General features: G+C 70.0%; 10 protein-coding genes. 5 read left to right on the top strand and 5 right to left on the bottom strand.

Annotated features, from left to right (window positions below):
- The first annotated feature begins 24 nt into the window (after nt 1-24).
- From ACFC1X_RS36865 to ACFC1X_RS36850, 4 genes are all read left to right on the top strand, one after another.
- Nucleotides 25-489: a hypothetical protein gene (locus tag ACFC1X_RS36865; RefSeq protein WP_376362982.1), complete on the top strand. Its 465-nt coding sequence runs from the start codon at nt 25-27 to the stop codon at nt 487-489.
- Nucleotides 486-1,010: a hypothetical protein gene (locus ACFC1X_RS36860; protein ID WP_376362889.1), complete on the top strand. Its 525-nt coding sequence runs from the start codon at nt 486-488 to the stop codon at nt 1,008-1,010. The genes ACFC1X_RS36865 and ACFC1X_RS36860 overlap by 4 nt, the downstream gene beginning before the upstream one ends.
- Nucleotides 1,007-1,699: a hypothetical protein gene (locus ACFC1X_RS36855; RefSeq protein WP_376362886.1), complete on the top strand. Its 693-nt coding sequence runs from the start codon at nt 1,007-1,009 to the stop codon at nt 1,697-1,699. Before ACFC1X_RS36860 ends, ACFC1X_RS36855 begins: the two co-directional genes overlap by 4 nt.
- A 241-nt stretch (nt 1,700-1,940) precedes the next feature.
- Nucleotides 1,941-3,785: a thiamine pyrophosphate-requiring protein gene (locus ACFC1X_RS36850; protein WP_376362884.1), complete on the top strand. Its 1,845-nt coding sequence runs from the start codon at nt 1,941-1,943 to the stop codon at nt 3,783-3,785.
- Between the two features lie 226 nt (nt 3,786-4,011).
- On the opposite strand, the gene ACFC1X_RS36845 is transcribed toward ACFC1X_RS36850, so the two are convergent.
- The gene (locus ACFC1X_RS36845; protein ID WP_376362881.1) at nt 4,012-4,377 is read right to left on the bottom strand and encodes an FAD-linked oxidase C-terminal domain-containing protein; all 366 of its coding nucleotides are present in this window, start codon (nt 4,375-4,377) and stop codon (nt 4,012-4,014) included.
- A gap of 223 nt (nt 4,378-4,600) precedes the next feature.
- Between ACFC1X_RS36845 and ACFC1X_RS36840 the strand changes: the two genes are divergently transcribed.
- On the top strand, nt 4,601-6,955 hold the full coding sequence (locus ACFC1X_RS36840) for a SpoIIE family protein phosphatase (RefSeq protein WP_376362878.1): 2,355 nt from the start codon (nt 4,601-4,603) through the stop codon (nt 6,953-6,955).
- On the opposite strand, the gene ACFC1X_RS36835 is transcribed toward ACFC1X_RS36840, so the two are convergent.
- The 4 genes from ACFC1X_RS36835 to ACFC1X_RS36820 are packed head-to-tail and all read right to left on the bottom strand — an operon-like array spanning nt 6,952 to nt 12,531.
- Nucleotides 6,952-7,941, bottom strand: a complete 990-nt coding sequence (locus ACFC1X_RS36835) for an ABC transporter ATP-binding protein (protein ID WP_376362876.1) — start codon at nt 7,939-7,941, stop codon at nt 6,952-6,954. The two genes, ACFC1X_RS36840 and ACFC1X_RS36835, sit on opposite strands and share 4 nt — an antisense overlap.
- Complete coding sequence (locus ACFC1X_RS36830) at nt 7,938-9,896, bottom strand: dipeptide/oligopeptide/nickel ABC transporter permease/ATP-binding protein (RefSeq protein WP_376362873.1); 1,959 nt, start codon at nt 9,894-9,896, stop codon at nt 7,938-7,940. The genes ACFC1X_RS36835 and ACFC1X_RS36830 overlap by 4 nt, the downstream gene beginning before the upstream one ends.
- On the bottom strand, nt 9,896-10,939 hold the full coding sequence (locus ACFC1X_RS36825) for an ABC transporter permease (RefSeq protein ID WP_376362871.1): 1,044 nt from the start codon (nt 10,937-10,939) through the stop codon (nt 9,896-9,898). Before ACFC1X_RS36825 ends, ACFC1X_RS36830 begins: the two co-directional genes overlap by 1 nt.
- Nucleotides 10,936-12,531 (bottom strand): ABC transporter substrate-binding protein, encoded by a 1,596-nt coding sequence (locus tag ACFC1X_RS36820; protein ID WP_376362869.1) that lies wholly within the window; start codon nt 12,529-12,531, stop codon nt 10,936-10,938. The genes ACFC1X_RS36825 and ACFC1X_RS36820 overlap by 4 nt, the downstream gene beginning before the upstream one ends.
- Nucleotides 12,532-12,717 lie beyond the last annotated feature (186 nt).

Here is a 12,717-nt window from a genome sequence, read left to right as displayed (position 1 = left end):
ACCGCTCATGGAACCCGGTCCCGCATGATCACAAGCATCGTGCGCGGCTGCGCCGCGGGGGCGGCTGGCACCACCGCGCTCAACGCCGTGACTTACGCGGACATGGCGCTGCGGGGCAGGCCGGCCAGCAGCGTTCCGGAAGCCGTGGTCGACCGGATCGCCACCCGCGTCGGGCACCCGGTTCCCCGGACCAGCGCCAGGGACAGCCGGCTCACCGGGCTGGGAGCGTTGTCGGGTATCGCCGTCGGTACCGGAACGGGCGCCGGCGTGTCGCTGCTGCGCCGGGTGGGCGTCCGGATGCCCGTGTGGCTGGGCGGACTGCTCACCGGGGCGTGGGCGATGGGGCTCACCGATGCGCCCATCGCCGGCCTCGGCGTGAGCGATCCCCGCACCTGGTCGGCTCGCGACTGGGCTTCCGACGCCGTCCCGCACCTCGTCTACGGCCTGGTCACCTACGGCGTCATCACTGCCGCGGAGCAGCGGCGGTGACGGCCTCCACGGGCGCCCTGGCCCGGGTCGGCTTGATCGGCGCGGCCACCGGGTTGCGCAGCACCTGGGGTCTGGCGGCGTTGTCGTGGGCGCCGCACTCACTGTCGGGCACCGCACCCCACCTCGCCCGGCCATGGGTAAGGGTCATCACACTGGCCGGCGCGGCGAGCGAGTTCGTGGCCGACAAGTCACCGAGCACCCCGAGCCGCCTCTCCCCCGCCGGCCTGGCGCCGCGTCTGCTCTTCGGTGCCCTGACGGGAGCGGTCCTGTCCGGAGACCGTGCTCGCAACGGTTTTCCGGTCGCCGACGTCGCGGCGGGTACGGCGGCATCACTGGTGGCGGCACTCGCCGGAGAGCGGTGGCGTACGGCGGGCCGGCGCGGGGTGGGTTCCGACCCGGCAGCTGCCGCGGCGGAGGACGCCGTCGCCGCCGCCCTGGCAGCGACGGCTTGTGCATGGGCGATCAGAGAACGGCGCCGGGCCGGCGAGGAGACAGCCCCTGACGAGGGAGCGGTTCTATGAGTGGAGAGACAGGCGAGGAGGAGGCGTTTGAGGCGGACTGGGAGGATGGGGAGGAAGTCACCGAGCCCCTTGCAGACGCGTCCGTCGACAGGACTGGTGACCCGGACGTGCTCCTCGACGTGACGCAGCTTCACGTCGAGGAACTCAACCTGCACGTCGAGGACCTGCAGGCCAGGGTTTCCCTGCGGGCAGAGGTGCTGGACCTCCTCAAGCTCAACGTCGGTGCCGACGTCTCACTCGGCCGCGTGGAACTCGACATCAAGGGCGTGGAGGCCCAGGCCCTGCTCAAAGTCCGGCTCGACAATGTCGCCGAGATCGTCGGCAGGGTTCTGTCCACCATCGACCACAACCCAGAGATCATGGAGCAGCTGACGTCCGGCCTCGATTCCGCGGCTGGAAGCCTGGGAAGTGGCGCGGCGAAGGCCGCCGGCGCATTGGGGGAAGGCGTCGGAGAAGCGGTCCGGGATGTGGGCGAAGGCACCGGTGAAGTCGTCGAAGAGACCAGGGGAGCCGCCGCCGAGGCCACGAAAGCAGTCTCGGGACGGGACTCGGGCGACGTTACGGAGTCCACCGGACGCGCTGCGAAGAAGGCCTCGTCGGAGCCCGGGCGCCGCAGCAGATCCGGGCGGACCGTGCAGCAGGGCAAAACCGCCCGCAGCCGCGAGCGCCAACAGAACCGGCCACCGTGAAAGGTCCTCGACATCGAGGCGACGTCCACCGTGGAGGCGGACCGCCCGCATGACCTCAGCACCCGGAGTCGGCCTCAGGCTTGAAACCAGCGCCGAACGCATGGTCGCGAGAACAACGTTTCCCGCTCACCCGCTCGGTTACCCATGAAACGGTCTGCCCCCGGGATCCCGGTGCATGGCGCGCACCGGGAGTCGGGGTGCTGTCGCACGTACCAGAGGGATCAGTGAGGGAGCGAGCCGCATGGCCAGCACGAAGGTGTCCGACTACGTCCTCCAGCGGCTGCGCGACTGGGATGTCGACCATGTCTTCGCCTATGCGGGTGACGGCATCAACGGCCTGCTGGCGGCTTGGGGACGGGCGGACAACAAGCCGAAGTTCGTGCAGGCCCGGCACGAGGAGATGGCGGCCTTCCAGGCCGTCGGCTACGCCAAGTTCTCCGGCAGGGTGGGGGTGTGCGCGGCCACCTCCGGTCCGGGCGCGATTCATCTGCTGAACGGGCTCTACGACGCGAAACTCGACCACGTGCCGGTAGTGGCGCTGGTGGGGCAGACCAACCGCAGCGCCATGGGCGGTTCGTATCAGCAGGAAGTGGACCTCGCGAGCCTGTACAAGGACGTCGCCTCCGACTTCTGTGAGACGGCGATGGTGCCCGAGCAGCTGCCGAACCTCATCGACCGGGCCTTTCGCACGGCGTACGCCAAGCGGACCGTCACCGCGATCATCCTTCCGGCCGATGTCCAGGAGCTGGACTACGACCCGCCCACCCACGACTTCAAGATGGTTCCCTCCAGCCTCGGCCTGGGCCGGTACGCCCCGGTCCCGGCCGACGAGGACCTCCGCAGGGCCGCGGACGTGCTGAACGCCGGTGAGAAGGTCGCGGTCCTGATCGGTCAGGGTGCCCGTGGAGCGCGCGCCGAGGTCGAGCAGCTGGCCGACGTGCTCGGCGCGGGGGTCGCCAAGGCGCTGCTGGGCAAGGACGCGCTCCCGGACGACCTGCCCTACGTCACCGGCTCCATCGGTCTACTGGGCACCCGTCCCTCGTACGAGCTGATGCAGGAGTGCGACACGCTGTTGATGATCGGCTCCAGCTTCCCGTACACGCAGTTCATGCCGGAGCTGGACCAGGCCCGGGCGGTGCAGATCGACATCGACCCGCACATGATCGGCCTGCGCTATCCCTTCGAGGTCAATCTCGTCGGCGACGCCCGCGAGACGCTGCAGCGGCTGCTTCCCCGGCTGCACCGCAAGGAGAACCGCGAGTGGCGTGACGGCATCGAGAAGAACGTCTCACGCTGGTGGGAGGTGATGCAGCGGCGGGCCTCCGTCAGCGCCGACCCCCTCAACCCCGAGTACGTCGTCCACGCCCTGGACGGCAAGCTGCCCGAGGACGTGATCCTCAGCGCCGACTCCGGCTCGGCCGCCAACTGGTATGCCCGGCACCTGCGTCTGCGCGGACGGATGCGGGGCTCCCTGTCCGGCACGCTGGCCACCATGGGCCCCGGTGTGCCGTACGCCATCGGCGCGAAGTTCGCTCACCCGGAGCGGCCGGCGATCGCCCTGGTCGGCGACGGGGCCATGCAGATGAACGGCATGATGGAGATGGTCACCGCCGCCAAGTACTACCGCGAGTGGTCCGACCCGAGGCTGATCGTGGCGGTGCTCAACAACGGCGACCTCAACCAGGTCACCTGGGAGATGCGCGCCATGTCCGGCGCTCCGCAGTTCGAGGAGTCCCAGCACCTGCCCGACCTGCCCTACGCGGAATTCGCCCAGCGCATGGGCCTGGACGGGGTCCGGGTGGAGAAGCCGAAGCACGTGGAGGCGGCCTGGGACCGGGCGCTCGCCGCGGACCGGCCCTTCGTCATCGACTTCCGTACCGACCCTGCCGTACCGCCCATCCCGCCGCACGCCTCCCTGGATCAGATCGAGGCCGCCGCCTCGGCGGTCCTGCACGGCGACAGCGACCGGGAGGGCATGATCCGGCAGGGCCTCAAGGCCAAGGTGCAGGAGATGCTGCCGGGCAGCCGGCACCGCGGCGACCGTCCCGGCGCAGGACCTCACGACAGCACCGAAGAGAACAGGTGAGGCGGGAGAGCGACCCCGCGGTCGACGGCGGGCCCGTCGTCGACCGTCTTTCCACTGTCGGTCCACACGGTGCCCACCGATCTGCCCGGCGGCGACGCCACCTTGACCTGGGACTCCACCACCATGGTCCTGGTCGAGGCCGCTGCGGCCGACAGGACCGGTATCGGCTGGACCTACGGATCACCCGCCACGTCACGCGTCGTGACGGACGAACTGGCCCGGCTCGTCACCGGGCACGACGCCTTCGCAGTGCCCGCCGCCACGGTCGCGCAGGTAGTCGGAGGCGGTGCACCGGCACGGCCGAGCCCTTCCAGCCCTCCCAGGTATCGGGCCTGCCGAGCACGTGCGCGGTGGCCCCGAGCTCGGACTCCCGCACCTGCCACAGCTCGCTCACGTGCTTCTGGTCGTCGTACCAGGTGTGGTCCACGCCGTCCGGCTTCGCCTCGATCAGGGCGCGTGCCCTGTCCTCGACCTCTTCCCGGGCGTCGCCGGTCAGCTGGACCATCAGGTAGGCGCGGCCCTCGGGCAGCTCCTTGAGCGCCTTGGCGCTGAGGTGCTTCTCCTGCTGGAAGTGGACCAGTTGACGGTCCACGTCCTCCAATGCGGCCGGTTCGTGTTCCAGGACGGCGCCGGTACGTGGTCGGCTGCCCGGCAGATGTCCCGGCGAGCGCCAGTGCCGCGACAGAATCGTTGCGCTTTCCTCAGGCTCGCGCGGCCCATCCGGACCGCCGAAGGGCCTGGAAAGCGGCGTATGCGTTGATTAAGTAGGCTGTAGCAGGGGTTATGAAATGCCGATCAGGTCGAGAGGACCCGGGATGGCACCCTTCTCCCCGCATCACCGTGCCGGCATCCCGGCAGACGTTTCCGCCGCAGTGATCGATACGGAGGGGACCGTGGTCGGCTGGTCTCAGGCCGCCTCTGAGCTGCTGGACCGCAAAGGAGCCGACGTCCTGGGCCGTCCCTTCGAGTCCCTCTTCGCCGCCCGTCCGACGGGGCAGATCTCGCGGGTTGGCGCCGCACGCATGTGGCACGGCTCGGGAGATCCTGTTGACGTCAGCTTCTCCGCCGTCCCACTACAGGGACTGCCGTACCGGCTCGTCCTCATCACCGCCAGCGAACTTGCGCACGAGGTGGAACTGGGCACTTCCCTCTACCGCGCTCTCCTGGCGCAGGACCAGATCGGATTCGTTGTACGAGACAACGACCTGCTCGTCGTACAGGCCAACGCCAACGCGTGGAATCACTTCCTGTCGGCCGGAAGCAGCCTCAAGGAGGCGATGAACCCGGAGGACGCCACCGCCGCGGAAGCGGCACTGCGGACGGTGCTGCGAACCGGCATACCCCAGGCAGCGCATGAACAGCACGTTCGCTCTCTCACTGAGCCGGACGCGGAGTGGTCACTTTCCGTGTCCGCCGTACGACTCACGGACAGTAAGAGCGATCCACTGGGCGTCGCCGTCCTTCTGACCGACGCGACAGCGCAGTGGCTCGCCAACCGGCGGCTTCGGCTCCACCACGCCGCCGCGGTCAACGTCGGGCATTCCCTGGACGTGACGCAGACCGCCGAGGATGTCGCCGGTCTACTCGTACCCGACTTCGGCGCCATGGCATCCGTCGATCTCGCCGAAGCAGTCCTCGAAGGCGACGAGCCGCCCAAGTCCCACAGCGGAGGAGGTGACCTTCACCTGCGGCGGGCAGCAGTGCGGTCGGCCGACGGCGTGTGGCCTTCCGCCCTCCTCCAGCCTGGAGACAGGATTCCGCGTCTCCCCACGACGCAGGGCATACGCCGGCTTCTGGAAGGGCGGACCGTCATCACCGACCGTGCCGCGCTGGAGCAAGCACTGGCCGACCCGTCCATCATCTCCCTGATCCTCCCGGACAGCGGCCATTCACTCGCCATAGCGCCGATGGTGGGACGCGGCATGGTGCTGGGCGTCATCGCTGTCTGGCGCACCGAAGGCGTGGCTCCCTTCACCGAAGAGGACGCGGGCCTGCTGTCGGAGATCGCCGCGCACGCCGCGCTCAGCGTGGACAACGCCCGACGCTACCTGCGCGAGCACCGCGCCTCAGTGGTACTCCAGCGACGCCTGCTCCCCAAGGGTTCCATCACGACTACCACCGTGGACACCGCCGGCGTCTACCAGCCCGCCGGTGGGGGAGCCGACATCGGCGGCGACTGGTTCGACGCGATTCCCCTGCCTTCCCTGCGGGTCGCGATGGTCGTCGGCGACGTGACGGGTCACGGCCTGCACTCCGCCGCCACGATGGGACGGCTGCGCACCGCAGTGCAGACGCTGGCAGATCTGGAACTGGCACCCGACGAGATTCTGACCCGCCTCGACGAACTCGTCACACGTCTCGCCGCCGAAGCCGACCCGGAGCACGGCGACATGATCGGCGCCACTTGCCTGCTCGCCCTGTACGACCCGATAACCGAGCAGTGCACCCTGGCCAGCGCCGGGCACCCGCCACCTCTCCTCGTGACTCCGAGTGGAGCCGCCTCTCCGATACGGCTGCGGCCCGGACCTCCCCTCGGCGTGGGCGGACTGCCGTTCGAAACGACCACCATCCATGTGGAGCCGGGCTCCATCCTGGCTCTGTACACGGACGGCCTGCTGCGGTACCGGGAGGCCGAGGTCGACGTCGACCAAGCCATCGCGTATCTGGGCGACCGGCTCGCGGAGTACCAGCGTTCGGACGCTCCCCTGGACGAAGCCGCCCGTGGCCTGATCAGCCGACAGAAGGCCGCCGCGGATGACACCGCTCTCTTGCTCACTCGCATCAAGGCCCTCGAACCGGATGCCGTCTCCCACTGGGAATTCCCGGCCGATCCCGCGGCCGTCGCCGAAGCGCGAGCGGCGGTCCAGCGCAAGCTGGAAGACTGGGGGCTGGACGACATCGCGTTCACCACCGAACTCGTCGTCAGCGAGTTGGTGACCAATGCCATGCGCTATGCCGGCGGCCCCGTCGGGCTGCGAATTATCCGTGACGCCGTACTGACCTGCGAGGTCAGCGACCCCAGCAACACCCAGCCGCGACTACGCCGCGCCCGGGACACCGATGAGGGTGGCAGAGGGCTCTTCCTCGTCGCTCAACTCAGCCAACGCTGGGGCAGCCGGTACGGAGCGACCGGCAAGACGATCTGGGCCGAGCAGTCACTCTCCCCTTAAGTCGGACCTCGCTGCCATCGGCGATCAGCGTCGGCCCCCGGAAAGTGACAGGCGACCTGGTGCACCCCTTCGTCGGCGGCGTAACCGGGATCGGTCGTGACGCAGATGGTGCGCCTGGGGTGGACCGCCGGCCCCAGCGGACAACGGGGGTGGTACCGGCAGCCGGCCGGGGGGTCGTGCGGATCGGCCGGCTGCTCGTCGCCCGTGGCCGCGGGGTCGTCAGCGAGCAGGTCACTGCCGTGCAGCGAGGGCGAGGCGGTCAGCAGATCCCGGGTGTACGGGTGCTGGGGATCGCCCAGAACCTGCGCCACCGGTCCGACCTCGACGATCCGGCCGAGGTACATGACCGCGACGACGTCACTTACATAGCGCACCACCGCGAGATTGTGCGAGATGAAGAGCATCGACAGGTTCAGCCGTCGCTGGAGATCTTTAACGAGGTTGAGCACCGTGCCCTGCACGGACACGTCGAGCGCCGACGTGATCTCGTCGGCGATGACCACGTCCGGCCGGCCCGCCAGGGCACGGGCCAGGCCGACCCGTTGACGTTGTCCTCCGGACATCCGGGACGGCCGCAGTCCGCCGAGGGCCGGATCCAGATTCACCAGGTCGAGCAGGCGGGCCACCTCCTCGCGTCGCTCCGACGCGAGCCGGTACGCGTCGCGTGGCATGGCCTCGGCGATCGACTCGCCGACGGTCATGCGCGGGTCGAGTGAGGAATAGGGGTCCTGGAAGACCATCTGCAACGGCGTGCGGCCCTTCGGCAGGCAGCGTACGTCGGCGCCGTCCAGCAGCACCCGGCCGGCGCTGACCGGAGAGAGTCCGACCGCCGCCTTGGCCAGGGACGACTTGCCCGAGCCCGACTCGCCGACCAGCCCGACCACCTGCCCGGGTGGCACGGTCAGGGTGACCCCGTCGACTGCGGTGAGGCCACCGCGGCGGCCGCCGTAGTGGACGCTGAGCTTCTCGAAGCGTAGCTCTTTCACACTTCCTCCGGACCGGTGTGTGCTGGGGTGCGCTCACCGGGGGCTTGAACGTTCGTGGAGACCGCAACTGGGTGCCAGCAGGCCACGTGCCCCGCCTCACCGGTGTCCGCCAGGGCGGGTTCCTCCGCGCGACAGCGGTCGTCCGCGAACGCGCAGCGTGCCGCGAAGGCGCATCCGGCCGGTACGTCGTCGGGCTGCGGTGGCCGGCCGGGGATGACCGCGAGTGGCTGGTCCCGGTCGGCGTCCAGGTCAGGGGTGGCGGCCAGCAACGCTCGTGTGTAGGGGTGCCGGGCCGAGTTCAGCAGCTCGAAGGCCGGCAGGTCCTCGACGACGCGACCGGCGTACATGACCAGGACGCGGTCGCACGTCTGGGCGACGACGGCGATGTCGTGACTGATCAGAAGGATTGCCGCGCCGGTCTCGGTGCGGACCCGCTGGAGCTGCTTCAGCACCTGCCGCTGGACCGTCACGTCGAGCGCCGTCGTCGGCTCGTCGGCCACGATGAGGCGCGGGTCGCCCATCATGCCCGTGGCGATCATGGCCCGTTGCCTCATCCCGCCGGAGAACTCGTGCGGGTACTGCCGGGCGCGACGCCCGGGGGCGGGGACACGGACCGCCCGTAGCCGGTCCACAGCGCGCTGGTGTGCCTGCCGCCGGGACAGGCCCTGGTGCTGCTCGGAGACCTCGGCGAGCTGGCGTCCGATCCGGCGGGTCGGGTTGAACGAGGTGGCGGGGTCCTGGAACACCATCGCCAGTGACGTGCCCAGCAGTTCGCGAAGCGCACGCTCGGGGCGCTCCAGCAGCGGCACTCCGGTGAACTCCAGCCGGTCGGCGGTCACCTCGCCCGGCGCCTCGATGAGCCGGGACACGGCCAGTGCCGTCAGGCTCTTGCCCGAACCCGACTCGCCGACCACACCCACGGCCTCCCCGGCTCCCACGGTGAAGCTGACGCCCCGTACCGGAGTGTTCCAACCTGACTCGGCGGGGAACGCCACCCGCAGGTTCCGCACCAGCAGCACCGGCTGTTCCGGACCGGCGGCCGCGGCCGGTGCCGCCTCGCCGATCGACTTGCCCGCGGTCACCCGGCCTCGCCTCGGGACGCGGTGCGACGTCGCGCGCATGCCGAGCTGGGCCGCGGCGACCTCGCCGAACAGGTTGAAGGCCAGACCGGCGATCACCACGGCCACTCCGGGTGCCAGGGCCGCCGCCGGGTTGAGGTAGATCCGGTCGAGTCCCTCGCCGAGCAGTCGCCCCCAGTCGTAGCTCGGCGCCTGTACGCCGATCCCGAGGAACGACAACCCTGCGAAGGACAGCAGTGCCGTCCCCGCGGCGACGGTCGCGTTGACCACCAGCGGCTCGGCGATGTTCGGCAGCACGTGGCGAACCAGCAGCCGCACGCGCCCGACCCCCGCTACGCGGGCCGCGGCCACGAAGTCCCGTCCCGTCACGGACGCCGACATCGTGTGGACCAGGCGTGCGAACGCCGGCGCGATGGCGAACCCGATCGCCAGGACCGCGCCCATGGTGCCCACTCCGACGACGACCGCGACGAACAGCGCCAGCAGCAGTCCGGGGACGGCGACCGCGATGTTCACGGCGCCGGTGAGCAGCCGCCCGATCCGCCGGGGCAGTACGGAGGGCGCCGCCCCCAGCAGCGTCCCGAGGACCACGCCGATCACGGTGGCCGAGAGCGCGAGCCCGAGCGACAACCGGGTCGCCACGAGTACCCGGTACAGGATGTCCCGCCCGAGCGCGTCGGTACCCAGCGGGTGGCCGGCCGACGCGCTCTGGCTGATCGCGGTGCTGTTCACGGCTTCCGCGTTGTCGCTCCACAGGACCGGCGCCAGGACGGCCAGTACGACCAGCAGGGCCATGAGCGCGCCCGCGGCCGCACCCGCGGGTGTCCGAACGACGGCCACCCATGCGGGCCGCCGGCGTCCCGTTTCCCTGTCCATCAGCTCTCCCGGATCGTCGAACGGGGATCGAGCACCGCGAGCAGTACGTCGACCACCAAGGTCACCAGCAGCACCAGCACCCCGTACAGCAGCACGATGCCCTGGACCACCGGATAGTCCCGTTGGAGGATCGAGGAGACCATCGTCGATCCCAGTCCGGGCCAGGCGAACACGTTCTCCACCAGCACCGTCCCGGCCACCATCGCCGTCAGCAGCAGCCCGCCCAGGGTCAGCGTCGCCGTCAGCGCGTTCGGCAGCGCGTGCCTCAGATGAACGAGCCGAGGCGGCAGGCGCTTCGCGCGTGCGGTACGGATGTAGTCCTGGCCGAGCACCGTGAGCATCTCGACCCGCAGGATGCGCGCGAGGACCGCCGCGGGGCCAACGGCCAGCGCCGCCACGGGAAGTACGTACGAAGCCGCGCCGCTTCTTCCGGCCACCGGGAACCACATCAGCTGGACGGCGAAGACGTACACGAGACCGACCGCCAGGAGGAACTCCGGGATCGCGGCCAGGAACACGCTTGTCGAGGTGAAGGCCAGCTCGCCGCCACGCCGTCTGCCACCACGGGTCAGGATCGCCATACCGGCTCCGACCGGCAGCGCGACGGCCACGGCCACGCCCAGTGCCAGTACGGCGAGCACGGCCGTCGCGGGGAACCGGTCGGTGATCACCTGCGACACCGGCAGGTTGCTGGTGAGCGAGGTTCCGAGATCGCCACCGGCCAGGCCACGCAGGTAGTCCACGTACTGGACAAGTATCGGATCGTTCAGCCCGAGCGCCTCACGGCGCGCACTCACCAGTTCCTCGGGCGCCGTAATGCCCAGCGCCGCCCGTACCGGGTCGCCCGGCACCAGGTGGATCATCACGAACGCGGCCGTGACCAGTACCCACAGGGAGACCCCGAGATGCACCAGGCGCCGCAGCACGAAGGTCCGCCAGGAGCTCCCCCACATCCGGGTGACCCCGGCCCGCCACCTCCCGGGGAGTGCGATCGCCGGCGGGCGGGTTCCTGCGTCGGCCGCCGTCGTCGTCGACTCGCTCACTTGTACATCCGGATGGACGCGGGGTCGAGGCCGTCGTCGACGCGGAACTCGGCTCCGGCGCCGAAGGTCGGTTCGACCGTGTTGTAGTACGGCACCGCGTCGACGTCGTCGATGAGGGCCTTCTCCGCCTCCGCCCATTCCGGACAGCCCTCGGCACCGACCTTGTTGGCCGCCTTCGCGACCGCCGCGCTGTACTTCTGGTTGTCGATGTGCGCGAAGTTCGTCCCGCCGGGGGGCACGGGGCCGGAGACGAACCCGACCACCACGCTCGGGAGGTTGGCCCCCACCGGTGCCATCGAGACGTCCCACTCCCCGGTGTCGAAGAGGGCCGTGTTCAGCCCGGGGCTGTCGACGCCCTTCAGCGTCACGTCGACTCCGAGCTCGGCCCAGGTCTTCTGGATCAGCTCGGCCGCGGCCGCCTCGGTGGGACCGAGTTGTGTGGGGTAGAGGACGGTCAGTTTCAGCTTCCGCCCGTCCTTGGCCCGGACGCCGCCCGAGCCGGCCACCCAGCCGGCGGCCTCCAGGGACTTCGCGGCCGCCGCTGTGTCGTGCTCGGGGAGGTTGCCGCTGACGGTGTCGTCGGTGCAGGGCTTCGGATCCACGGTGACCATGCCGGTCGACTTCTTGCCCGTGCCGCCGGTGAGGACCTGGCCGATCTGGTTGAGGTCCAGCGCCTGGGTCAGCGCCCGGCGCACCTCCGGTTCCTGCCCTGGACGCCCGTCCGCCTGGTTGTACCAGAGCTGACCGACCGAGATCTGGGTGTCGTCGTGGAACACCGTCTGCGCCAGCAGCCGCTCCTTGTCCGGGCCGTTGACCGCCGCGGCGTTGATCTCCCCGGAGAGCAGCAGGTTGGCGGAGGTCGTCTCGTTCGGGATCACCCGGATCACGACCTTGTCCGGGAGCCCTCGCTGGTCGGGGTCCCAGTCGCCGGGACCCCAGTTGATGTCTTTGCGGCGAGTAAGCGTGTAGTGGTCGTTGGGCGCGGCCCCGGACATGACGAACATGCCCGTTCCGTCCTTGCCGGCCGTGAGTCGCTTACGGTCGGTCAGGCCCTTTCCGCAGGCGATCGGCAGCGTGCCGAGGTTGCGCAGCAGGAAGGCGTCCGGTGCACCGCTGGTGACGGTCACCGTGCGGGCCGCGTCGTCCGCGGTGGCCTTGGTCCCGGGCTTGACGAACACGTTGAGCAGCGGCGACTTCTTCGCGGGGTCGCCGACGTGGTTGAAGTTGTCGGCGACCTGGCTGGCGGTGAGCGGGGAACCGTCCGAGCAGGTGAGGTCTTGGCGGAGGGTGAACGTCGCGGTGGTGGTGTCCGCGGTCCACTTCTGCGCCAGGAACGGTATGGCGTCGCCCTTGTCGTTCAGGTTGATCAGCTGCCCGTAGAGGAAGCGGTTGACTCCGCGCGCCGCGCGGAGCACCGTGCTGTGCGGGTCCAGGCTGCCGGGGTCGGTCGCCACGGCGTAGGTGAACGTCTGACCGTCGACGAGTTCCCCCTTGCTTCCGCCCGGTCCGCTCGGTCCCGCCTGCCCGGTGCACGCGGTCAGCCCCAGAGCGGCGGTCACTGCGACCGCCAGAGTGATTCGGTTCCTGGTCATGCCTCTCCTAGATGGTGCGGCGATCGCAGGGGGCGGGCCTGCGGATCGGGATCAGGGGGGACTGTTCGGCTGTGGTACGTCGTGCCGTGCCTGCCGTAGGAGCTACGGCCCACCACGGGCACGCTCTCGGCTTCCTGATCGGCTTTCGCCTGCCGTCCGGTTGTTCACCGTGTGTGCAGGACCCTA

Origin of the sequence: Streptomyces sp. NPDC056128 (assembly GCF_042263835.1) — a bacterium.
Taxonomy (GTDB): Bacteria; Actinomycetota; Actinomycetes; order Streptomycetales; family Streptomycetaceae; genus Streptomyces.
Note: the sequence above shows the minus strand (reverse complement) of the source record. Positions and strands in the feature narration are given on the sequence as shown.

Excerpts from the sequence above, each read along its gene's own strand:
- ACFC1X_RS36865 (WP_376362982.1), top strand. The coding sequence starts at position 25 with ATGATCACAAGCATCGTGCGCGGCTGCGCCGCGGGGGCGGCTGGCACC.
- ACFC1X_RS36855 (WP_376362886.1), top strand. The coding sequence starts at position 1,007 with ATGAGTGGAGAGACAGGCGAGGAGGAGGCGTTTGAGGCGGACTGGGAG.
- ACFC1X_RS36850 (WP_376362884.1), top strand. The coding sequence starts at position 1,941 with ATGGCCAGCACGAAGGTGTCCGACTACGTCCTCCAGCGGCTGCGCGAC.
- ACFC1X_RS36840 (WP_376362878.1), top strand. The coding sequence starts at position 4,601 with ATGGCACCCTTCTCCCCGCATCACCGTGCCGGCATCCCGGCAGACGTT.
- ACFC1X_RS36830 (WP_376362873.1), bottom strand. The coding sequence starts at position 9,896 with ATGGACAGGGAAACGGGACGCCGGCGGCCCGCATGGGTGGCCGTCGTT.
- ACFC1X_RS36820 (WP_376362869.1), bottom strand. The coding sequence starts at position 12,531 with ATGACCAGGAACCGAATCACTCTGGCGGTCGCAGTGACCGCCGCTCTG.